The 22,823-nt window shown below is 46.4% G+C and carries 15 protein-coding genes; 12 read left to right on the top strand and 3 right to left on the bottom strand.

All coding sequences use genetic code 11. From position 1 onward, the window contains the following. The first annotated feature begins 3 nt into the window (after positions 1-3). The 5 genes from NSQ66_RS23225 to mtaB all read left to right on the top strand — a co-directional run bounded on the left by NSQ66_RS23225 (position 4) and on the right by mtaB (position 4,757). Entirely contained in the window at positions 4-582 is a 579-nt protein-coding gene (locus tag NSQ66_RS23225) for a DNA-3-methyladenine glycosylase I (protein WP_076103749.1), read from the top strand. Between the two features lie 145 nt (positions 583-727). Then, complete coding sequence (gene prmA / locus NSQ66_RS23220) at positions 728-1,780, top strand: 50S ribosomal protein L11 methyltransferase (RefSeq protein WP_076141823.1); 1,053 nt, start codon at positions 728-730, stop codon at positions 1,778-1,780. 2 nt (positions 1,781-1,782) lie between these two features. Then, positions 1,783-2,466 carry a site-2 protease family protein gene (locus NSQ66_RS23215; protein ID WP_036683904.1) on the top strand — a complete coding sequence of 228 codons (684 nt, stop codon included), beginning with the start codon at positions 1,783-1,785 and terminating at the stop codon, positions 2,464-2,466. A gap of 179 nt (positions 2,467-2,645) precedes the next feature. Then, positions 2,646-3,410 (top strand): RsmE family RNA methyltransferase, encoded by a 765-nt coding sequence (locus NSQ66_RS23210; protein ID WP_076141824.1) that lies wholly within the window; start codon positions 2,646-2,648, stop codon positions 3,408-3,410. Positions 3,411-3,413: 3 nt separating this feature from the next. Next, a complete protein-coding gene (gene mtaB, locus NSQ66_RS23205; protein ID WP_038572916.1) occupies positions 3,414-4,757 on the top strand; it encodes a tRNA (N(6)-L-threonylcarbamoyladenosine(37)-C(2))-methylthiotransferase MtaB in 1,344 nt (447 codons plus the stop codon). A 325-nt stretch (positions 4,758-5,082) separates the two neighbouring features. On the opposite strand, the gene NSQ66_RS23200 is transcribed toward mtaB, so the two are convergent. Both NSQ66_RS23200 and NSQ66_RS23195 read right to left on the bottom strand, forming a co-directional pair. Then, entirely contained in the window at positions 5,083-5,409 is a 327-nt protein-coding gene (locus NSQ66_RS23200) for an AzlD domain-containing protein (RefSeq protein WP_036683900.1), read from the bottom strand. Beyond that, complete coding sequence (locus NSQ66_RS23195; protein ID WP_036683898.1) at positions 5,400-6,134, bottom strand: AzlC family ABC transporter permease; 735 nt, start codon at positions 6,132-6,134, stop codon at positions 5,400-5,402. The genes NSQ66_RS23200 and NSQ66_RS23195 overlap by 10 nt, the downstream gene beginning before the upstream one ends. Positions 6,135-6,361: 227 nt before the next feature. Here NSQ66_RS23195 and NSQ66_RS23190 point away from each other — a divergent pair, with 227 nt between their 5' ends. The 4 genes from NSQ66_RS23190 to NSQ66_RS23175 all read left to right on the top strand — a co-directional run bounded on the left by NSQ66_RS23190 (position 6,362) and on the right by NSQ66_RS23175 (position 11,897). Next, the gene (locus NSQ66_RS23190) at positions 6,362-8,569 is read left to right on the top strand and encodes a hypothetical protein (RefSeq protein WP_249267745.1); all 2,208 of its coding nucleotides are present in this window, start codon (positions 6,362-6,364) and stop codon (positions 8,567-8,569) included. 151 nt (positions 8,570-8,720) lie between these two features. Then, entirely contained in the window at positions 8,721-9,281 is a 561-nt protein-coding gene (locus NSQ66_RS23185; RefSeq protein ID WP_036683889.1) for an ECF-type riboflavin transporter substrate-binding protein, read from the top strand. An 82-nt stretch (positions 9,282-9,363) separates the two neighbouring features. After that, a complete protein-coding gene (locus NSQ66_RS23180) occupies positions 9,364-11,070 on the top strand; it encodes an ABC transporter ATP-binding protein (protein ID WP_038572911.1) in 1,707 nt (568 codons plus the stop codon). Further along, a complete protein-coding gene (locus NSQ66_RS23175; RefSeq protein WP_038572909.1) occupies positions 11,067-11,897 on the top strand; it encodes an energy-coupling factor transporter transmembrane component T in 831 nt (276 codons plus the stop codon). Before NSQ66_RS23180 ends, NSQ66_RS23175 begins: the two co-directional genes overlap by 4 nt. Before the next feature lie 54 nt (positions 11,898-11,951). On the opposite strand, the gene NSQ66_RS23170 is transcribed toward NSQ66_RS23175, so the two are convergent. Continuing rightward, on the bottom strand, positions 11,952-12,938 hold the full coding sequence (locus tag NSQ66_RS23170) for a Na/Pi symporter (RefSeq protein ID WP_038572907.1): 987 nt from the start codon (positions 12,936-12,938) through the stop codon (positions 11,952-11,954). Between the two features lie 99 nt (positions 12,939-13,037). Here NSQ66_RS23170 and NSQ66_RS23165 point away from each other — a divergent pair, with 99 nt between their 5' ends. The 3 genes from NSQ66_RS23165 (at position 13,038) to addA (ending at position 22,788) form a co-directional block, all read left to right on the top strand. Next, positions 13,038-14,462 (top strand): class I SAM-dependent rRNA methyltransferase, encoded by a 1,425-nt coding sequence (locus NSQ66_RS23165; RefSeq protein ID WP_076141825.1) that lies wholly within the window; start codon positions 13,038-13,040, stop codon positions 14,460-14,462. Positions 14,463-15,229: 767 nt separating this feature from the next. Then, positions 15,230-18,742 carry a helicase-exonuclease AddAB subunit AddB gene (gene addB / locus NSQ66_RS23160; RefSeq protein ID WP_036683877.1) on the top strand — a complete coding sequence of 1,171 codons (3,513 nt, stop codon included), beginning with the start codon at positions 15,230-15,232 and terminating at the stop codon, positions 18,740-18,742. Continuing rightward, complete coding sequence (gene addA / locus NSQ66_RS23155) at positions 18,739-22,788, top strand: helicase-exonuclease AddAB subunit AddA (RefSeq protein WP_036683875.1); 4,050 nt, start codon at positions 18,739-18,741, stop codon at positions 22,786-22,788. The genes addB and addA overlap by 4 nt, the downstream gene beginning before the upstream one ends. The last annotated feature ends 35 nt before the right edge of the window (positions 22,789-22,823 follow it).

Below are 22,823 nucleotides of genomic sequence, written 5' to 3'. Positions count from 1 at the left end.
AGGATGGAAATCACTCGCTGTGCTTGGGTTAATGAGGATCCTTTATATATCGCATACCATGATGAAGAGTGGGGTAAACCTCTGTATGATGACCGGAAGCTGTTTGAATTACTTATGCTCGAAGGCATGCAGGCAGGATTAAGCTGGTACACCGTCTTAAAAAAGCGGGCACATTACAGAGAGGTATTTGATGGATTTGATCCGGAAAAGATTGTGCATTATGATGAGCCGAAAATTGCTGAGCTGATGAACGATCCCGGGATTATTAGAAATCGCTTAAAGATTGATTCTATCATTCGTAATGCAAGCGTATATTTGCAAATTAGTGCGGAAACAGGCAGCTTTGCAGATTATCTCTGGAGTTTTGTGGGGGGGGCACCTTCGATTAACCATTGGAAGACACGTGCGGATGTCCCTGCTTCGACGGCTCAGTCTGACGCAATGAGTAAAGCATTAAAAAAGCGAGGCATGAAGTTTGTCGGCTCTACCATATGTTATGCTTTTATGCAGGCATCGGGGATGGTAGATGATCATTCGCTCGATTGCTTTTGCAGGAGCAGCACGGGCATGGCAGAACGTTGATCTGTAGTTTGGCGTTACCCCAAGAAGAAATGTTATACTATGAAGCGAATGCTCACAAAACTAAGTCTATGCTTACGAAGCCAGTTTTGCACGAAGTCAATCAATGAAGCTAACGCTCACAAAACTTTAGGAGGATCACATAAAGATGTTATGGCATGAAGTGACGATACATACAACAGAAGATGCACAAGAAATGATTTCGAATTTTTTATATGAAGCAGGAGCGGGTGGGGTTTCTATTGAAGAATCCGGAACACTCAGTAAAGAGCGGAATACGCGTTACGGTGAATTATACGACCAACCCTTGAATGATATCCCAGAAGGGGAAGCGGTAATCAAAGGTTATTATGCCGATTCCACGGATATGGATGCTGTTATAGAAGAACTGACTCCACGGGTAGCAGAATTGCGTGAGTACGGTATTGATCCGGGCAAATCGCTGATTTCTTGGAAAACCGTAGATGAAGACGAATGGGCGCATGCTTGGAAGCAATATTTTAAACCGCTCAGGGTATCGGAGCGTCTCACGATTAAACCAACTTGGGAGGAATATACGCCTGAGCGCCCAGATGAAGCAATCATTGAGCTGGACCCTGGTATGGCATTTGGTACAGGGACTCACCCTACAACAGCTTTGTGCCTGCGTGCGCTTGAAAAGAATATTAGCGGCGGCGAAGAAGTGATCGATGTCGGTACGGGTTCAGGAATATTGGCTGTAGGTGCGATGCTGCTTGGTGCGAAATCCGTGCTGGCGTTAGATTTGGACCCGGTAGCTGTTGAAAGTGCGCGCGAGAATGTAGCACTGAACAAACTTGAGAAGTTCATTACGGTAAAAGAAAGCGACCTGCTCTCCTTGCTAGGCGGTGAAGGCGTAGCTGACACAGCTGCTGGAGAAATGTGGCCATCCGCTAGACCGGGTCACACTCTTGAGGGAACACCTGCTGAGCAAGTAACAGAGGATAGTCTTGGCGTTACACTCCCAGTGAAGATTGTAGTTGCGAATATTTTGGCAGAAATCATCGTATTGTTTACGGATGACGTGTATCGTGCACTTCAGCCAGGAGGCTTGTATATTACCTCTGGTATTTACAAGGATAAAGAAGGACTTGTGGCTAACGCACTACAAGAGTCCGGCTTTGAGATTATGGAAGTATCCCGTGAAGAAGATTGGGTGGCATTTACAGCCGGAAAGAGGTAAAAATGGATATATTGCAAAGTATAATACGTGTAGATCTGGATCAGCTTCCTTTTCTGCTCATTACGATTTTAATTGCTTTTACAGTACATGAATTCAGTCATGCTTATTTCGCCAATAAGTTCGGTGACCCTACCGCTAGATTATTAGGACGCATGACGCTTAACCCTGCTGTACACTTCGATTTTTTTGGTATTTTACTGCTGCTGGTTGCTGGTTTCGGGTGGGCGCGTCCGGTTCCTGTAAACCGCGATAACTTTAGCCGCCCCCGTCTGATGGGAGTCATTGTGTCTGCTGCGGGCCCAATCAGTAACCTGTTACTAGGGATTATTGGTGCTTTAATATATGGGGTGCTTGCGGCAACTGGTGTATTAGAGTCGATCTCCAATGACCGCGTATTAGAGGCAGTGTATTTGTTCTTTGGCACCTTTATTCAATGGAACTTCTTTCTATTCTTATTCAATCTGATTCCATTGCCTCCGCTGGATGGCTACCGGATTGTGGAGGATATTGCCCCTCGCTCTATTCGGGGCAAATTACAGCAATTTGAGCAATGGGCTGTATTTATCTTTTTATTAATTCTGTTTATTCCAGGGTTACGAACCTATACCATTGATCCTCTTGGCCACTGGGCTAGTGAAATGTCGAGAACATTTGTGCAGCTATTCCTAAGAATGTTTGGCAGCTAAGGTAGGGACTGAAGTCTGGTCAACCCTGCTTAAACATTGTATTATGTAATTTGTTGAAAAATAGGATAGTTAAATTTCGCCTGATCCATAGTTATATTTCTCTAAGAAACGGGTGACGTCTTAATTAAGGCGTCTTTACCGTTTCTTCTTACTGAATTCATGAACAGGATGATGAAGAGATGCAGCGATATTTTGTTACACCGGAGCAGTTTGGTACGGATAACGTTAGAATTGACGGAGAAGATGCAAGGCATATTGCCAAAGTGATGCGCGGTAAGGCTGGGGACAAGCTTATTGTCAGCGATGGCGTCTCCCGTGAAGCGTTAGTGGAGATTGCTCAGATCGAAATTGGGGAAGTGACAGTGAATATCCTGGAAACCCTGGAGATGACGCATGAACCGCGGATAAAAATCACAGTGGCTCAGAGCTTACCCAAGGCTGATAAGATGGAAACTGTCATTCAAAAGTGTACAGAAATTGGAGCCGTTGGTTTTATTCCTTTTCTGTCGGAGCGCACGATTGTACAGTACGATGAACGCAAGGAAAGTAAGCGGCTGGACCGCTGGCGTAAAATTTGTAAAGAAGCTGCCGAGCAGGCACACCGGAACATCGTTCCGGCTGTAGGCTCACCGTTATCCTGGAAGCAGCTGCTACAGACTTTTAGTGAGTATGATGCAATTTATTTCTGTTATGAAAAAGAAGAAGGCGTGCAGCTTCGCAGCAGTGTTGCTCCTTGGTTATCCTCGCTTTCACCGCAGGCTGGTGGGAAGGTACTGATTGTAGTAGGTCCTGAAGGGGGCTTTACACCAGAGGAATGCCAAAAGGCAGAAGAAGCTGGTGCGGTTTCCGTAGGACTAGGACGGCGTATTCTGCGCTGTGAGACAGCGGGCATGGTTGCCGCTGCTTGTATTTTATATGAATCTGGAGAAATGGGAGGAGCTTAAGAGATGCCATCCGTAGCATTTTATACTTTAGGTTGTAAAGTGAATTTTTATGACACCGAAGCCATCTGGCAGCTATTCAAAAATGAAGGTTACGAGCAGGTCGATTTCGAGGGACCTGCCGATGTATATCTGATTAATACTTGTACTGTAACTAATACAGGTGACAAAAAAAGCCGTCAAATGATTCGTCGTGCCGTTCGCCGCAATCCGGAGGCTATCGTGGCGGTTACTGGCTGCTATGCACAGACCTCTCCTGGTGAGATTCTTGATATTCCTGGTGTCGATCTTGTTATTGGTAACCAGGACCGCGATCAGATCATGACGCATGTGAAGAACATTGAAGCCTCACGTCAGCCAGTCAACGCTGTTCGTAATATTATGAAGACACGTGAATTCGAAGAGATGGATGTACCTGGCTTTGCGGATCGGACGCGTGCTTTTATGAAGATTCAGGATGGCTGCAACAACTTCTGCACATTCTGCATCATTCCATGGTCACGTGGACTTTCCCGCAGCCGTGATCCCAAAAGCATCGTAACCCAGGCGCATCAATTAGTAGAAGCAGGGTATAAAGAATTTGTTCTCACGGGTATTCATACCGGTGGTTACGGTGATGATCTTGATAATTACCGTCTAGCCGATTTGCTGTGGGATCTAGATAAGGTGGATGGACTGGAGCGGGTACGTATCAGTTCTATCGAAGCCAGCCAGATCGATGAGAAGCTGCTGGAGGTGCTGAACCGTTCCTCTAAAATGTGCCGTCATCTGCATATCCCGCTGCAAGCCGGACATAATGATGTGCTGAAAGCAATGCGCCGTAAATATACGACAGAAGAATATTACGCCAAAATGCAGCTGATCCGTCAGGCGATGCCAGATGTCGGGATTACTACGGATGTTATCGTTGGATTCCCGGGGGAGACCGATGAAATGTTCCGTGCCGGCTACGATTTCATGAAGGCTATTAATTACTCTGAGATGCATGTATTCCCTTACTCCAAGCGGACGGGCACTCCAGCAGCGCGGATGGAGAATCAGATCGACGAAGAAATCAAAAATGTACGCGTGCAGGAACTGATTGATCTTTCAGAAGAAATGCAAATAGCTTATGCTCGTAAATTTGTAGGCCAGACATTAAGTGTTATTCCGGAAAGAGCCGCAAAAGGGGCTCCGGGCCGCAATATCCAGCATGGGTTTAGCGACAACTATTTGCAGGTGTTCTTCGATGGTGAAGATTCACTCCAAGGAGAACTTTGTCAGGTGAAGATAACGGAAGCTGGCGTGAACGAATGCCGCGGCGAGTTGATCGGGGTTAGTCAGACTGGGCTTCAGCAGGCTGTTCGTTAAGCAATAAATATTAGTAAAAAGAAAACAGAGCAGTCATTTTCCCGTTAATGGGGAAGGGCTGCTCTGTTTTTTAGTTGCTGCTGCCTAGACCACCAATTCATAACAATCTCCTGATGCTTTCGGACCCAGATGGCGTTATTTGCAATTTTTTTGCTTTTTATGCTTTGTTTCGGACTCCAGCGCAGCTATTCCTCAGAAAGTGGTTCATAATAGGTGTTTTTCATGACAATAGCAACTATGGGGTCCGTTAGTGTTCCAAAAGTGGGATAATGCTGCGAATAAGGTCAACTGTGTCCGATAGCGACTTCATACGCGTAGAAGTGGATCAAAAAAACATCCGTAGGATCATGATTGAAACAATTCCCGCCAGTACAGTGCCTAGCAAGCTCCGGGTTTTTATCGCAACCAAAAAAGTAGGCAATGCTGCAAAAAGCTCAATGTTATTAGCTAAAGACGAAAATTTTCCATCATTCAAAAATATCTCCTGACCTATTAATGCCGCCATAACAGAGATAGGTACATAATTTAACCAGCGCATTCCCCATTCTGGCAATTCAAAACGGCTAAGGATCATAAGCGGAACCACCCTGGGAATAAAGGTCACAAAAGCTGCTCCTAGAATGATCAGAAATACATCCCATCTCACTTCCATTTTTCAAACACCATCCCTATCGTTGACGCAATAACTGTAGCGATAATCACTCCAACACTACTGGAGAATAGGAAAGAGCTTCCTACTGCTATGATTACGGCAAGGATTGCGACAACCAAATCTAGTTTGATTTTATTACGGTCAATCATGGAAATTACAAGAATGCCAATAAACATCGCAGGTAAGGCAAACTGCAAACCGAATTGATCAGGGTCTGAGATCCACTGGGCTAAAAAAGCTCCCGCTACATTCGCAAGAAACCAATTTAAATATGCTGTGAGATTTAGACCGTGCATCCATTTTTCACTGATTTGCTGCTTATTCAAAGCTTGATTGATGGCAACTCCAAAGGTCTCATCAGTCAATAAAGAACCAACCAGCATATTTCTCAGTGGGGAAAGATGGCGGAAATAAGGAGAAAGAGCTGCACTAAGCAAAATATGGCGAAGATTCACGATAAATATCGTAATGATAATGGCCGCAGGCGAGCTGCTAACGGCTATCATTCCAGCAGCTATAAACTGAGCTGAGCCCGCGTAAAGAATCAAGCTGATTAAGGCAATCTCAGCAATGCTGAGTCCGGCTGTCTTTTGAACAACGCCTGCTGCAAGTCCGATGCTTAAGTAGCCTAGTAGTGTGGGAATACAATCTTTTACCCCTTTAAGGAAGCTATCTTCCTGTTTAGGAGACGGGATTGCTTCTAGTTGGACGTTCTCTGCACTCATCGTAGCCCCCTTGTTTCAAGAAAGAATTTAGTAGTTAGCATATTACTTCCTAATATTTTGATCAACCTTTACCGTATTATCTAGTCTGAAAGTCCCGAATTTCGCTTTATAGAGCCAGGGGGTAAACACTTAGGGTACAATTGTCGATATAAGTAAAAGAGTGTGGGGATAAACCACCGAACGACATTATAGCCTAAGGGAGAGAACAAATGACTGTGTACAGGAAAATGACGAAAATGCTCCTCATCATGATATTGTTAGCTACTGCGGTTTTTCCGGTAAGTGTCTTTGCAGCGACCGGCGATATCAACTCGATTGAATTCGAAAGCTCAGCTAAAGTAGAGCTTACGGTTGGACAAACGCCAAAGCAACTTAAGGTATATGCGAATGTGGAAGGGTCCTCATCTAAAAGAGATGTGACAGGTGCAGTTGTATGGAATTCTTCTAACACAAACGCTGTAAAGGTAGTAAATGGCCTGCTGACTCCGATAGACAGTGGAAAAGCTATTATTACAGCGACTTATAATCATGCACTTGCTACCATTGAAGTTGAGGTAGCACATCCTGTTAAAGAACTGAAGCTCGAATATAGTTCTGAAGGGAACTACAAATTGGGTGATGATGAGGATAAACTGCTGGTCAAAGCCAATGCGATTGGTGGAGAAACAGCGACTTCTGCTAAGGATGTAACGGCTGATACTACTTGGAGCAGCTCCAACACAAGCGTATTGACCATTGCAGAAGGTAAGATCACTTTGGCTGGTGAAGGTACAGCAACGATCACTGCCAAATACAAGACCTTAACAGCAACCTTTAAGGCTGTAGTGAAATTGCCTTATTCTGAAATTGAGCTTAAACATGACGACAAAATCGTTAAAGAACTAGAGATGCTAGTTGGAGATGCACCTTTGAAATTGGTTGCAGAGACTAAAGAAACTACAAAATCCAGCGCAAATGATATTTCAGCGAAAGCGGAATGGTCCTCTTCTAGTGCTAGTGTAGCTACAGTAGACAAAGGCGAGATCAAAGTGTTGTCTGCTGGTAAAGCTGTAATTACAGTATCCTATCTGGGGATTACACAAACTGTAGACGTATATGTACGTGCTCCTTATGAAGCGCTACTACTTACTCCTACAGGAGATCAATTCCTGTTTATGGGTGAAACCCTGAACGTTAAGGCTGAGGTTCGCGATGCTGCGAATTCTACTCCGAATATTTCAGGCAGCGCAGTATGGACTTCAGATAACCAATTGGCGGCAACCGTTACGCCTGGTAGCGATACCGCGGCAGTGACTGCTAAAGCAGTGGGAACTTCGGTTATTAAAGCAGAGTACAGAGGAATTAATAAAAGCTTTAAGCTGACAGTTTATCCTACGATTACAGAACTGGAAGCCGACAAGACGGAACTGGAGCTTTACACAGATGACACCGTAAGCCTTCCAAAAGTAAACGGTACAAAGCTTGACGGAACAAAGCTAGATCTTAGCAGTGATATCGAGTGGACCTCTGCGGATGATGAGATTGCCACCATTAAAGACGGTAAAATTGTAGCTGAATCGGCAGGTATTGTGAAGGTTATCGGTAAAATAAAATCAGAAAACCCAACGACTTCAAAAACAGCTGTAAGAGAAAAAAGTGTTGAAGTAAAGGTTACAGTGAAAGATAAAGTCCTTGTCTTGCTTGGACCAGAAGAAAATCTGGTGATTGTTACTGGTGAAGAGAAGGCTGTTCCTGAAGTGAAAGCTGTGATGGAAAACGGCAGTGAACTTGATGCTACTGGAACTATGGAATGGGAGCTTACCGGTACGAATGCAATTATCAAGACAACAACTTCCGGTAAGGTAATCAAAGGACTGGTGAAGGGTTCTGCTACTTTAAAGGGAACTTACGCCAATAAAACCATCAGTATCCCAGTTACCATTGAACAAAAGGTTACTAAGCTTGTTGTAGAACCTACTGCTATCGAAATGAACATTAAAGGCTCTAAAGCGATAAAGGTAACGGCTTATTATTCTAATGGTAAGACAGGAAATGTCTCCAGCAGTATGAATTGGCAGTCCTCGAATGAGGCGGTTGCTACGGTTAAAGCTACATCCGTTAAAGCAGTAACAGAAGGTACTGCTACGCTGACAGGATCTTACCAAGGGATTGCTGCTAGTGTCAAAATTACTGTAGTTCCTAAACTGACAAAGCTAACCGTTAATGAAAGCAGACTGAAAATGGCTCCGGGAGCCGTTCAGAATGTAGTCGTGACTGCACAGTATGATACTGGTAAGACTGCTGTTGTTACTGGAAGTGCGGTATGGACCAGCTCCAAGCCTTCTGTAGCGAGAGTATCTGCTAGCGGTCAGATTGTAGCTGTGAGTAAAGGAACGACATCCATTAAAGGAAAGCTAGGCGGCAAGACAGTTACGGTATCAGTGACAGTGAAGTAATAGAAAATAGGATCTGAATAATCAACTATGAATCTGCAAAGCCAACATTATGTTGCTTTGCAGATTTTTTTATTTGGATTCTATAGTAATTCCGACTATTCCGATGTATAATCACATAAAACATAATAGATGCGTTGGGGGAGATGAGAACATGGCAAAACAAAAGGTGTTGTCGATCAAGACGATTGTAGCGATTGGTATTGGTTCTGCTTTATTCGTTATATTGGGGAGATTCGGCTCGATTCCTTCGGGTATTCCAAACACTAACATCGAGACTACATACGCATTACTGGCATTGTTCTCCCTATTGTACGGTCCGTTTGCCGGATTATTTATAGGCCTGATCGGGCATACCCTGAAGGATACGATATCTTATGGATCGCCATGGTTCAGTTGGGTCATATCATCTGGCATTGTAGGGCTGGTTATTGGCTTGTTAGTAGCTAGAATCGCTATTCATGACGGGGAATTCGGACGAAAGGAAATAATACGCTTTAATCTGGCTCAGATTGCAGCGAATGCTGTAGCATGGTTCCTTGTAGCCCCGGTGTTGGATATTCTGATCTATGCAGAACCCGTAAATAAAGTATTTACGCAAGGACTGACCGCAGGTGCATTAAATATAGCTTCGGTGGCAGTGATCGGATCTTTACTAGCCATTGCGTATGCTAAGACAAGAACGAAACAGGGCAGCTTAACTAGAGAAGCTTGAGTGGAATACAAATCCAAGCTAAAAAAGCCGGTGGAAATCACCGGCTTTTTTCTCTTCACATTAACCCAGAGGAAGGTCTCGGATGAAAAAAGTAATGATTGAATTTAAGGATTTCAGCTTTCAATATCGGGCACAGCAGGAACCCACACTGCAGGGGATCAACTTAACGATTGTTGAAGGGGAAAAGGTGCTTATCGTGGGGCCTTCAGGTTCTGGGAAAAGTACACTTGCTCATTGTATTAATGGTCTCATTCCTTTTGCTTACAGTGGGGAAATATCAGGTTCATTACGGATTATGGGCCAGGAGCAGAAGGATCTGAGTATTGCAGAGCTGTCCAATCAGGTGGGTACTGTATTGCAGGACCCGGATGGACAATTTGTAGGATTAACGGTTGGTGAGGATATCGCCTTCAGTCTAGAGAACCATGTGGTTCAGCAGACAGAAATGAAGAGTAAAGTGGCGGCTGCCGCAAGAGCGGTGGATATCCACGAATTTCTGGCTTCTTCTCCTCAAGAGTTATCGGGTGGACAAAAGCAAAAAACGACCTTGGCAGGTGTTCTGGTAGGTGATGTGGACATCCTGCTCTTTGATGAACCGCTGGCAAGCTTAGATCCTTATACCGGTATAAAAGCGATTGAGCTTATTGATCGAGTGCATAAAGAGACAGGTAAAACCGTTATTATGATCGAGCATCGTCTTGAAGAGGTGCTGCATCGGGCAGTGGATCGTATTATTGTGATCCATGAAGGATGTATTGTGGCGGATATGCCGGCTGCAGAACTGTTGAGCACAACCCTACTTTCAGAAGTTGGCATTCGGGAACCTCTCTATTTAACGGCTTTAAAGTATGCCGGATGTTCGATTACAGCAAATATGAATCCGCAGCATATGAACGATATACAGTTGGAGGCGTGTTCTAATAAACTTAAGATCTGGTATGAGTGCAATCAGGCACGGCAGGATAAGCTGGATAGCCCACCCATCCTCGAGCTTAGCGATATTTCTTTTGGATACGAAAAAAATCAGCAGGTGCTAGATAAGCTCAATCTCTGTGTTCATAAAGGAGAGATGGTCTGTATAGCGGGGCGAAATGGAGCTGGAAAATCTACAGTTTCCAAGCTTATTTGTGGCTTCTATAAACCTACTTCCGGATCGATACGGATGCATGGGCGCGATATTGCTCAGGACACGATTAAGGAGCGGGCAGAGCGGATTGGTTTTGTTATGCAAAATCCCAATCATATGATTTCTAAGACACTTTTATATGACGAGGTCGCTCTAGGACTTAGACTCCGAGGTTGCTCTGAGGAGCTCGTTCGTGAACGTGTCCATCAAGTCTTGAAGGTGTGCGGACTTTATGTTTTTCGCAGCTGGCCTATCTCGGCGCTTAGTTATGGCCAGAAGAAACGGGTTACGATTGCCGCTATTCTGGTACTGGAGCCGGAAGTGATCATTTTGGATGAGCCGACTGCTGCTCAGGATTACAGGCATTATAACGAAATGATGGAATTTCTCTTGACGCTGCGGGGGCAGGGGATGACGGTCATTATGATCACGCATGATATGCACTTGATGCTGGAATATGCCGATAGAGCTATAGTGTTAGCTGATGGCGTGAAGCTTGCGGATGATAGCCCTGAGCGAATATTAACGAATACTGATGTGGTAAAAAAAGCGAACTTGAAAGAAACCTCGCTTTTTGCCCTAGCTGTAAAAGCTGAACTGAAACAACCTGAGGAGTTCGTTAGAAGGTTCATTGCGTATGATAGGAGGAGCCGAGGCGGATGAAGGCCAAAATGTTAACTTTTACGAAGCAGGATTCACCTATTCACCGTCTTACCGGCGCTACTAAGTTGATTTTATTTGTAGTGTGGTCTGTGACGGGGATGATTACATATGATACAAGATGTCTAATTGTGATGCTGTTATTTAGTTTGCTTGCCTTTAGAATTTCCAAAGTCCAATTTCAGGATTATGCTTTCGTATTATATTTCATCTTGATTTTCTTTTTGCTTAATCATATAGCTATCTTTATCTTTTCTCCTTTGGAGGGCGTACGTGTTTACGGTACACGTCATGATATTATGCACATTGCAGGCCGGTATACGGTAACTTGGGAGCAGCTATTCTATCAATTCAATATTGCCCTCAAATATGCAGTGGTCATTCCAATGGCACTATTGTTTCTTCTAACGACCCATCCCAGTGAATTTGCAGCATCCTTAAACAGAGTTGGAGTGAACTATAAAATTGCATATTCTGTATCGCTGGCTTTGCGGTACATTCCGGATATTCAACGAGATTATGAGAATATATCGTTTTCTGCTCAAGCAAGGGGAATAGATATTTCTAGAAAAGAAAAGCTGCCTAAGCGGCTAAAAAATATCATTTCGATTCTGATGCCCCTAATTTTGACTAGTATCGAGCGAATTGAAAATATCAGTACCGCTATGGAGCTGCGCGGCTTTGGCACTGAGACAAAACGAACTTGGTATAGCAGTCGCCCGTTCACGAGAGACGATTATTTTGCATTGGCTTTGTTTGCGCTGATTGGAATTTTCTCGACGGTGATCACTTTTTACGACGGTTCGCGGTTTTATAATATTTTCGATTGAAGTATAATAGTACAGTTGTGGAAAGCTGGGGTATAAAAAAACGGTACCTTTAAGCTAAGACTGAAGACGTTTTTCCAGTTTTGTCCATATAGGCAGGTAACATAATGGCAGTGCTAGAAGTGAGCAGACTACGTTGAAAATGGTCTGGGCGTGGGCGATTTGTGAAGCAGGGCCTCCACCAATCCATGCTGCACTTGCTTGTAGCAGCCCGATCATGGGCAAGAATAGTAGTGCACCGCCTACATTAAGCGCAACATGGGACCAAGCGACGAAGACGCCGGATGGCGTGCCGCCGATGGAAGCGATGACCGCTGTGACACAGGTGCCTACGTTGGCGCCCAGCACAATGGCTATACCTAGCTCAGGCGGCATGGCACCCGAGGCGGCAATGCTCATAGCCATAGCTATGACAGCAGCGCTGCTATGGAGCAGGGCTGTTAGGCACGCTCCAGCGGCGAGCCCCCATAGGGCACTTGTAGCGGCATGGTTTAGGAACCAGAGGAATAAGCCACTTTCCTGAAGTGTTCCGCCGATAGACTGCATGACAGCGATCCCCCATAGGACGAGGGCGAAGCCTGATACAGCCAGACTGATAAATTGCAGTGGCGGGGATATTTTGTGGCAGAGCTCTGCCACTCGCGATGTAGGCGGCAGTTCGCCTGCAATAACTGCCGCTGCCCACAGACTGAGCGAGGCTGCCAGCAAGGGCGTGGCCATGGTATTGATCTGAAGTCCGATCAATTCTGTAGTTAATGTGGTGCCGATGTTGCTGCCCAAGATAATGCCAAGTGTGCGGGCATAGGTGAGCAGGCCGGCATTGACCATGCCGATAGTCAACACCGTTACAGCAGTACTGCTCTGGAGTAAGGCGGACAACAGGCTGCTGGCAATCATTCCTTTAATAGGTGTTGAGGTAGCTCTATTTAGACTTGTAGTTAATAGAGGGCCTGCTAGCTTGGACAACGCCGTTTCCATCAGCTTCATGCCGGCTAGAAAGATAACAAGACCATATATGATAGGGAACAGCAAATCACTGAACATAGGGCATACTCCTTTGGACGAGGGTTGTACACCAATATATGAATGTATTGCATGGGACATGTATAAAAACATTTTTAGAAAAACAGGGAGTTGAAGTCATTGCCATCGGTTATTTTAGAACGCAATCGCAAAAAAAGACTGGAACAGGGCCATCCATGGGTCTATGCAGGTGAAGTCGCATCGGTAGAAGGAAATCCGGAAGCGGGGGGATTAGTAGATGTCCTTAATCATCAGGGCCGATTTTTGGCCGTGGGATATTACAATCCAGCGTCACAGATTCGGGTAAGAATTGTATCACAGGGACCCCTTGCGATCATGGATACAGCCTTTTTTGCAGAACGTTTTGCGAATTGTCTGCAACACAGAAATCGGTTCCTTCCGGGTGCGGATGCTTATCGCTTGGTTTATGGTGAAGCGGACTTTTTGCCGGGGCTTATTGTAGATCGATTCGGAGATATTTTGGTTGTGCAGCTGCTTACGCTCGGAATGGACAAGCGGCGTGCAGAAATCGTCGAAGCATTGGTGCAGGTTATGGCACCGCGCGGAATCTATGAGCGCAGTGATGTTAGTGTGCGCGAGCTTGAAGGTATGGAGCAGACAACGGGTTTGCTGTATGGGGGGTGTCCACGGCATGTAACTGTGAGTGAGAATGGCCTGAAGCTGGTCGTTGATATTGAAGAAGGCCAGAAGACTGGCTACTTCTTTGACCAACGTGAGAATAGAGCTTCTATTGCTCCGCTCATGAAAGGCTGGGGGGGACGAAGCGGCATTACGCTGCAGGAAATCGAAACTGAGGAGGGTTCGCTACAGACCTTGCCAGTTAATAAGAGCGGTAAACATGTAACGTTCCCTTATTGGGACGGTGCGACAGTGCTGGAATGCTTCTCACATACGGGCAGCTTCACGCTGCATGCCTGCAAGTATGGCGCGAAAAAAGTAACCTGCCTCGATGTTTCAGCGCATGCCATTGAGAGTGCCAAAGTGAATGTGGAGCTGAACGGCTTTAGCGATCGTGTTGAATTCGTAGTGGATGATGCTTTTGCATATTTACGGAATCAGGTTAAAGGACTAGAGGAACGTTCTGAACGGGCGACAGTTGCAAGTGGAACAGAGACGGCAGCAACTGCTACAAATCCTAAATCCGGAGGCAAAACAGCCAAAACCGACACATCCAAGCCGATGACGGCAGGTGGAGGAAGAACTTGGGATGTAGTCATCCTGGACCCTCCGGCGTTTGCCAAAACCAAAAGTGCAGTAGCTGGCGCTTGCCGTGGTTACAAGGATATCAATCTGCACGGGATGAAGCTGGTGAACGAAGGCGGCTATTTGGTTACCGCAAGCTGTTCTTACCATATGCAGCCAGATCTGTTCCTCGAAACGATTGCCGATGCAGCTAAAGATGCTGGCAAGGTGTTGAGACTTGTGGAATGGCGGGCCGCAGGCAAAGACCACCCACAAATACTTGGCGTTAATGAAGGACACTATCTGAAGTTTGCGATTTTTGAAGTGCGGAGTAAAAAATAAGCCTGAAGGTCAAAAAGGTTTACATTGCCAAGTAACAAATAGGATAAAAGGGCTGGACGTAGGGTGGCCGTGAGTCGACTGTAAGGCAAGTAGTTGCCAACGGACTCAGATGACTCTATTTAGCGTAAACAGCCTATTATTGAATTCTTACGGACCCCAAAGGCGCTATTGCTCTTAAAACACCCGTAATGCAACACATTTTCGAAGAATAGCGTCAATGGGGTCCGAAAAGTTGCCAAAACAGCACTGAATCCACGAATAACGGCTCCTGGGTCTGTAAGTAATTAATGAAACAAGCCTAGCCGAAAATGTGCAATTTGAACGCAGAATACCGAATGCCGAATGCCGAATGCCGAACGCTGGACGCTGGACGCTGGACGCTGAACGTTGAGCACTGAACACCGAACACCGAACACCGAACACCGAACACCGAACACCGAACACCGAACAGTCTAACATTGACCCTATGCTCCGACATTGGCAGCTCTAATCTAACGTTGCACATCTGGCATTAAAAACAAACTAAATACTCTAAAAAGCAAGCCGCCAAAATCCGGAGGTTTGCTTTTTTATATTTGTACTCGTAGTTGTTTATCCTTTGTAAAACATTAGAAAATACTAGCAAACACATGTTCCGATTAGTGTGGTTATGATATACTGAAGGGACGAGGAATCACTGAACTTTTTTAATTGGAGTGTAATCAATAGGTGGATATTTCACCTTGTAATTTATATATTTTCTCCGCTACGGAAGGAGTCTATCATTTATGTCGGTAACCTTTTTACTAGGCCGCTCGGGCAGTGGCAAGACAACAAAAATATGGGAATCTATCTCTTCTTCCTTAGAGAAGGAACCGCTTGGTGCGCCGATTATTATTCTTGTGCCAGAGCAAGGTTCTTTTGGAGCAGAACGGGGGCTTCTGACCGTAGGGAATGTGAAGGGAAGCCTTCGGGCGCAGACACTGAGTTTTTCGCGGCTTGCCTATCGTGTGAAGCAGGAAACTGGTGGCAGTGCAAGTCTGCCAATCAGTGATGAAGGTAAGAAAATGTTAATTTACAAAATCATCAGTCGTCGCAAAGAGGAACTGAAATTGTTCGGTGCCTCAGCAGACAGACCGGGTTTTGTGGAACGTCTGAACCAACTGCACACGGAGATGAAGCGTTGCTGTTTAGGTTCCACTGATTTAGAAGAGCAGTTGTCCGCTATGCGAGGAGCTATTGCAAGAAGTCCTATTCTTGAGGGTAAGCTGGATGATTTGCAGCTGGTATTCAGCGATTTAGAGAAGGAAATGTCACGTCTCTATATCGATGAAGAGGATCGTTTAGCAGAACTGGCTGAGCATATTCCTGATTCCTCCTACATTCGCGGGGCGGAGATTTGGGTAGATGGATTCCATGGATTTACTCCGCAGGAATTCGTAGTGCTTCGAGAATTGATGCAGCAAGCTTCGAAGCTGACCGTTTCGCTTACAATTGATCGTCCTTACCCATATGGAGATCAGTTGAATGAGCTTGAATTGTTTCACCCCACTGCGGTTACTTACATTAAACTGCGTGGAATAGCTGAAGAGCTGGGCATTGATGTGTGGGACGAGCTGCTGGAGCCAACGGTTCTTCCACGTTTTGAACAAAGTCCAGTACTTGCTCACCTTGAACGGGGATATGATCGCCGGAAGGCCTGGATAGGTGCGGATGAACTGGCAAGAGAGGCTATATCCATAGGCGCCGCAGTTTCGCACAGAGCAGAGGTTGAGGGAGCACTGCGCGAAATGACTAGACTGGCGCGTGATGAAGGTGCAAAATATGGCGAAATGGCTGTATTGATGCGCAATATTGGCGATTACGAGCAGCTGATCCAACCGTTGTTCCAAGATTACGGAGTGCCATTTTTTCTGGACCAGAAGGTAAATGAGCTGCATCATCCGCTAGTGGAATTTATACGTTCCGCGCTGGATGTAGTGCGTCGTCGCTGGCGTTACGAGGATGTATTCCGTTGCGTAAAGACGGAGCTTTTGCTTCCGCTAGACGGTAGTATTACACGTGAGGATATGGATGCTTTAGAAAACTATGTGCTGGCTTGTGGGATTCAAGGGTATCGCTGGACGGATGGCCGCTCCTGGAAAGGTATTCCTAGCTTGTCGCTGGAAGGCGGCAGACAGATGGATGATGAACTGCTTGCTACTATGGAACGATGCCGTGCTAGTATAACAGGTCCATTATTTGCTTTTGAGAAACGAATCCAGAAAAGCCGTAGCGGCCTTGAACTATGTACGGCAATGTACAAGCTGCTTGAAGAGACGGATGTTGCACGAAAGCTGGAGAAACTCAGTGTTAAGTCTATGGAGAAGGGCCAACCCGAGAAGGCTAGGGAACATAGCCAGTTGTGGGGTGCGGTACTTGATCTGCTAGATCAGATAGTAGAAATGATGGGCAATGAAAGACTTGAGTTTGAAGTGTTCACCGGAGTTCTAGAGACAGGACTTGCTGAGCTTAAAATGGGACTAGTTCCGCCCGCACTGGATCAAGTATTGGTCGGCAATATGGATCGGACTCGCCCAACGGGGGTTAAATACGCTTTTTTGCTTGGATTTAATGAAGGTGTTGTGCCTGCGCAGTTTAAGGAAGATGGAATTCTCTCGGAAGGTGAACGCTCCGTACTAGAGAATGCTGGAATGGAGCTTGCTCCCGGCGCTTCTCGTAAACTACTGGACGAGCGGTTTCTGATCTATAATGCGCTAACGACAGGAAGTCAAAAGCTCTGGATTAGCTACGCTACAGCGGATGATGAGGGCAAAGCTCTCCTTCCCTCTGAGGTTATCCGGCATTTGCATAGAATGTTCCCAAGGGTTCAAGAGCATAGTTTGTCAGCACTTCCCCCTGCGGGACTACCGGCAGAAGTCGGAAATCCTATTCATCTCGGTTTCATTGGTCAACCAGAACAGAGTCTTCGCGCATTGATTATGCAGCTGCGGCAGTGGCGCCAGGGGACAGAAATTCCGGAGCTATGGTGGGATGTGTATAACTGGTTTACTAAGAACGAAAATCGTAAATTTCAACTGGAACGTTTGCTAAGCTCACTGTTCTATCGTAATGAGGGAACGAAGCTAAAGCGTGGCACAAGCCTCAGATTGTATGGTGGCTCAACACTGCGGGGCAGTGTGTCCCGGATGGAGAAATTTGTTGCGTGCTCATTTTCCCATTTTGCGTCCTACGGACTAAGACTGAAGGAGCGTCAGCTATATAAGCTGCAAGCACCTGATATTGGACAGCTGTTCCATGCTGCGTTAAGTGATATGGCGATAAGACTGAAACAAGAGGGACGGGGCTGGGGCAGCTTGTCTCCGGATGAATGTCGGCGTGAGGCCAGTGAGACAGTAGAGCGGCTATCTCCGATGTTGCAGGGTGAAATCCTAATGAGCTCCAAACGTTACGGGTACATCTCCCGTAAACTTAAGAATATTGTTGGACGTGCTTCTGTGATTCTGGGCGAGCACGCCCGCCGGGGCAGCTTTGAGCCAGTAGGGCTGGAGCTGGACTTTGGACCGGATAAGGAGTTGCCGCCTTTAAGGATTACGCTGCCAAATGGCTGCGTGATGGAGGTTGTTGGCCGGATTGACCGTGTAGATATGGCCCGTGGAGAGAACGGAATTCTTCTGCGGGTAATTGATTATAAATCGAGCCAAAAGGATCTCAAGCTGCATGAGGTGTATTATGGATTATCGCTGCAAATGCTGACTTATTTGGATGTGCTGCTAACATATTCGGAGCAATGGCTGGGGCAGCCGGCACTTCCAGCCGGCACACTTTATTTCCATGTGCATGATCCGTTGTTGACCTCATCCAATGGGATGAACAAGGAACAGGCTGAGCAAGAGCTGTTGAAACGCTTCAAGATGAAAGGACTGCTTACAGCAGATCGTGAGGTTGTCTCCCTGATGGATACCACTTTAGACAAAGGGTATTCTTCTATCGTGCCTGTAGCAGTAAAAGCTGACGGCAGCTTTTATAGCAGTGCTTCAGTAGCTACACCAGAGCAGTGGGGTCATCTATTATCCTCCGTTAGAGGGACAATTTTGGATATCGGGACACGGATTACAGAAGGTGATGTGGCGATTGAGCCGTACCGAATTGGGCAGGAGACCGCCTGCACATTCTGTTCCTTTAGACCTGTCTGCCAGTTCGATGAAGCTGTGGAAGGCAACAGCTATAACAATCTGGGTAAGCCAGGGAAGGACGTTATATGGGATCTGCTGTCCCGCAAAGGAGGAACTACACCTTGAGTAAGAAGGCTGAAATAGAAGCGAAACCGGAAGGAAGTATATGGAGTGATGACCAGTGGCGCGCCATTGCGGAGAGCGGTGATGACATCCTCGTTGCTGCGGCAGCAGGTTCCGGTAAGACGGCGGTGCTGGTAGAACGGATTATTCGAAAAATCAGTAAGGAAGAGAACGGCTTCAGTGTAGACAGGCTATTAGTAGCTACGTTTACCAAAGCTGCGGCTGCCGAAATGCGGCAGCGGATCAGGGAAGCCCTTGATCGGGAGCTGGAGGAGAATGGGGAGAACGACCATTTGCGCCGTCAGCTATCCCTGCTGGGCAAAGCTTCGATTACAACGTTGCACTCCTTCTGTCTGGAAGTGATCCGGCGTTATTATCAAATGATTCCGATTGATCCGGGTTTTCGCATATTAAATGAGCATGAAGCGGAGATGATGCGGCAGGAGCTGCTCGAAGAGTTGCTGGAGGAAAAGTACGGTGAAGCAGGTGCGGATGGCGAGGATAGCATATTTGTGCAGCTAGCTGATTGGTTCAGTGGTGAACGCAGTGATGATGCAGTGCATGCGCTCATACAGCGATTGCATGATTATGCCCGCAGCCATCCTTGGCCTGCGCAATGGCTCCGTGATACTGCAGCTGATTTCTCATTGCCAGACACCGAAAGTCTGGGTGGAACGCCATGGGTGCTGAGCATTCTTGAAGAAGCGAAGCTGACACTTGCGGGCGCAGCCAGTCAGCTGATTCAAGGCCGAGAGATTGCACTGCAGCCGGGCGGTCCGGCACCCTATGCTGAGAATTTAACCGCTGATCTTGAGATGGTAAATGCACTGCAGGATGCCGTAAACGAACGACCTTGGGCAGAATTATATGATATTTTCATGGAAGTATATTTTGGGAAATTAAAGGCTTGTAAGAAGGATTCGACAGATCCTGGACTGCAGGAAATGGTGAAGGAACTGCGCGATAGTGTGAAGAAGAGTATTTTAGATCTTCAGAAAGCATTGTTTGGCCGTCCGCCTGAGGTGTTTTTGAAAGAGCTGAACGAAGCGGCTCCACTGATGGCAGAGCTTGCAGAGACAGTGATAGCATTCGGTGAACGTTATAGAATTGAAAAAGCAGGAAGAGGTCTAGTCGACTTCAGTGATTTGGAGCATTATTGTCTGCAAATTCTACGCCATCCGGACTCTACGCCCGGTTATTCCCTGCCTTCTGATGCAGCTATGGAGTACCGTGCTCAATTCGATGAGGTTCTGCTGGATGAGTATCAGGATACGAATAGTGTGCAAGAGGAGATTGTGCGGCTAATATCCCGTGAAACACCCGGTAACCGGTTTATGGTCGGAGATATGAAGCAAAGTATCTATCGATTCCGTCTGGCGGAGCCGGGGCTATTCCTGGATAAATACCGCAGCTTTGGCTCACACCAAATCGATGATCTATCTGAAATTACTAATGAATCATCTAGCGGTTCGGTCATCGATCTGGCCCGTAATTTTCGCAGTCGCATGGAGGTTGTAAATGCCGTGAATATGATCTTCCGGCAGATTATGAATGAGACGGTAGCGGAGATTAATTATGATGAACGCGCTGAGCTTGTTTACGGAGCGAATTTCCCAGGTGCAGCAGAGAAGGGTCCTGATACCTTTTTTGCACCGGAGTTATTATTGATTGATCGTGGTTCGGCAGCAGGGAAGTCAGAAGAGACCTCTGAAGACGGTGAGGCGCCACTTCAGGAGAGTGAAGCCATTGAGAGCGAGACGGCGCAGCTGGAAGCGCGGGCAATTGCCCGGCGTATTTCACAAATGACGGGGATGACCGGTGGATCGCCACTGCTTATCTACGATAAAGGACTCAAGATTATGCGTCCGGTTATTTACGGTGATATCGTGATCCTGCTTCGCTCGGCAAGAATCTGGACCCCTCTAATCATCGAAGAGCTTCGGATGGAAGGAATCCCTGCTTATGGTGATCTGAATAAAGGTTATTTTGAAGCTACAGAAGTGGAAATTGCACTTTCCCTCTTAAAAATAGTTGATAATCCTCAGCAGGACATTCCGCTGGCTGGCGTACTTCGTTCACCTGTGGTCGGATTATCGGAAGAAGAATTGGCTACGGTGCGTATGTGTAGTCAGGGTCCTTTTTTTCAAGCAGTACAGATGGCGGTGGATATGCAAGATGCAAAAGAGGCTGAAGAAGAGTATGACCTCTTCTCGGCTCATGTGATTGAATCCGCAAGCACCGTCGAAAATAATGTTTTACCTGATAAAGATCTGCCGCAGATCAGTCCAGAACTGAAGCGCAAGCTTAAACATTTCCTAGAACAGCTGGAAAGCTGGAGAAATGCGGCTAGACAAGGTAGTCTCAGTGAGCTGATCTGGCGTATCTATGGGGAGAGCGGCTATCTGGAATGGGTTGGAGGACTGCCTGGAGGCTCGCAGCGCCAGAACAATCTTAAAGCTTTGTATGATCGGGCTGTGCAATTTGAGAATGACACCGCAGCACGCGGATTGTTCCGTTTTCTGGTGTTCATTTCACGGCTTCGTGAGAATGGCGGAGATCTGGGTGTAGCTGGCGGTGGCGGTGAAGAAGGCAATGGCGTCAGAATCATGACCATCCATAAATCCAAAGGTCTGGAGTTCCCTGTTGTTTTTGTAGCCGGGATGGCAAAACAGTTCAATCGACAAGATTTGCATTCGCCATTTCTTATGCACAAAGAGCTTGGCTTTGGGCCACGTTTTGTGGAACGGGAAACGCGAGTTAGTTACCCAACACTTCCTTATCTGGCTATTAACCGGCGTACACGGCTTGAGTTATTAGCTGAGGAAATGCGTGTATTATATGTGGCGTTAACTCGTCCGAGAGATAAAATGATTCTAGTGGGCACCGTAAGAGATTTGCCACGCAAAATCGCTAGCTGGAGCAGCGTACAGAACCGGGATGAGCTGCTGCTTGCAGACCATCTGCTGGCCCGAGGGCGCAGCTATTTGGATTGGGTTGGACCGGCATTGATCCGGCACCCTGCTGCGGCGATTCTTCGTAAGCTGGGCGGTTCAGAAGGTACCGTCTCCACGGTGCTGCACAATGATGTGTCCAACTGGAGCATCAGTGTGCAAAATGCTTCCGAACTTAATTCTGGGGCGTTCCTGCCAACGGATCAGACTGAAGATAAGGTAGAGGAACGGCAAGCTGTACTCGAAGCACTGCATAAGGGTGAATCTGTAAATATATATGAAACAGAGACTAGCGATGAAATTGCTAGAAGACTGGAATGGAATTATCCGTATGCGGCAGCCTCAGGTATTCCGGCTAAAACTTCTGTTACGGAGTTAAAAGCGTTGTTGTCATTACAGGAGCAGCCCTCTTTTGATCTGCTGGAAGAAGGCAATTCTACAACCTCAATAGAAAACGATAAACGTCCAAGTGTTGCAGGTGCGGACAGTCTTCATTTGCGGCGTCCGAAATTTATGGAAAAACGCAGTCTGACCCCAGCGGAACGCGGGACAGCATACCATACAGTCATGCAGCATATTCCGCTGGAGGGTTCAGTTGATCCTATGGTTGTGGAAGAAACCTTAGCCCGACTTCAGAGAGTGGCTATTCTAACTGCTGAGCAGGTGGAGGCTGTAGCTCCCGATCAGATAGAAGCTTTTTATACTAATGAACTTGGACGTAGATTAATAGCTTCTTCTTGGAAGCTTAGAGAAATGCCATTCAGTTATATGGTTCCCGCAGGTGAGGCTTATCGAGGGCTCGATTATATGAATGAAGCCGTCTCGGAGCTTACCCCTGAGAACAATAAGGAAGGCTTTAGTGAGGCTGTGCTAATTCAAGGGGTCATTGACTGCCTGTTCCGAGAAGAGGACCGGATTATTCTGCTAGACTATAAGACGGACTCTGTATTAGAACATCAGGGCGGCCTAGAAGCACTTAAGGAAAAATATCGTTTTCAGCTAGAGTTATACAGCAAGGCATTACATGATATTTTGGGAGAACCGATCAGCGAGATTTGGCTGTACTTTTTTGACGGCGATCATGCTGTGAAATTATAAATTATTCATTGCCGCATAGGAGCGGGGAAAGAGGA

The sequence above is a fragment of the Paenibacillus sp. FSL H3-0329 genome (assembly GCF_037963285.1).
GTDB classification, from domain to species: Bacteria; Bacillota; Bacilli; order Paenibacillales; family Paenibacillaceae; genus Paenibacillus_AQ; species Paenibacillus_AQ odorifer.
This window is presented reverse-complemented; position numbering and strand designations above follow the sequence as displayed.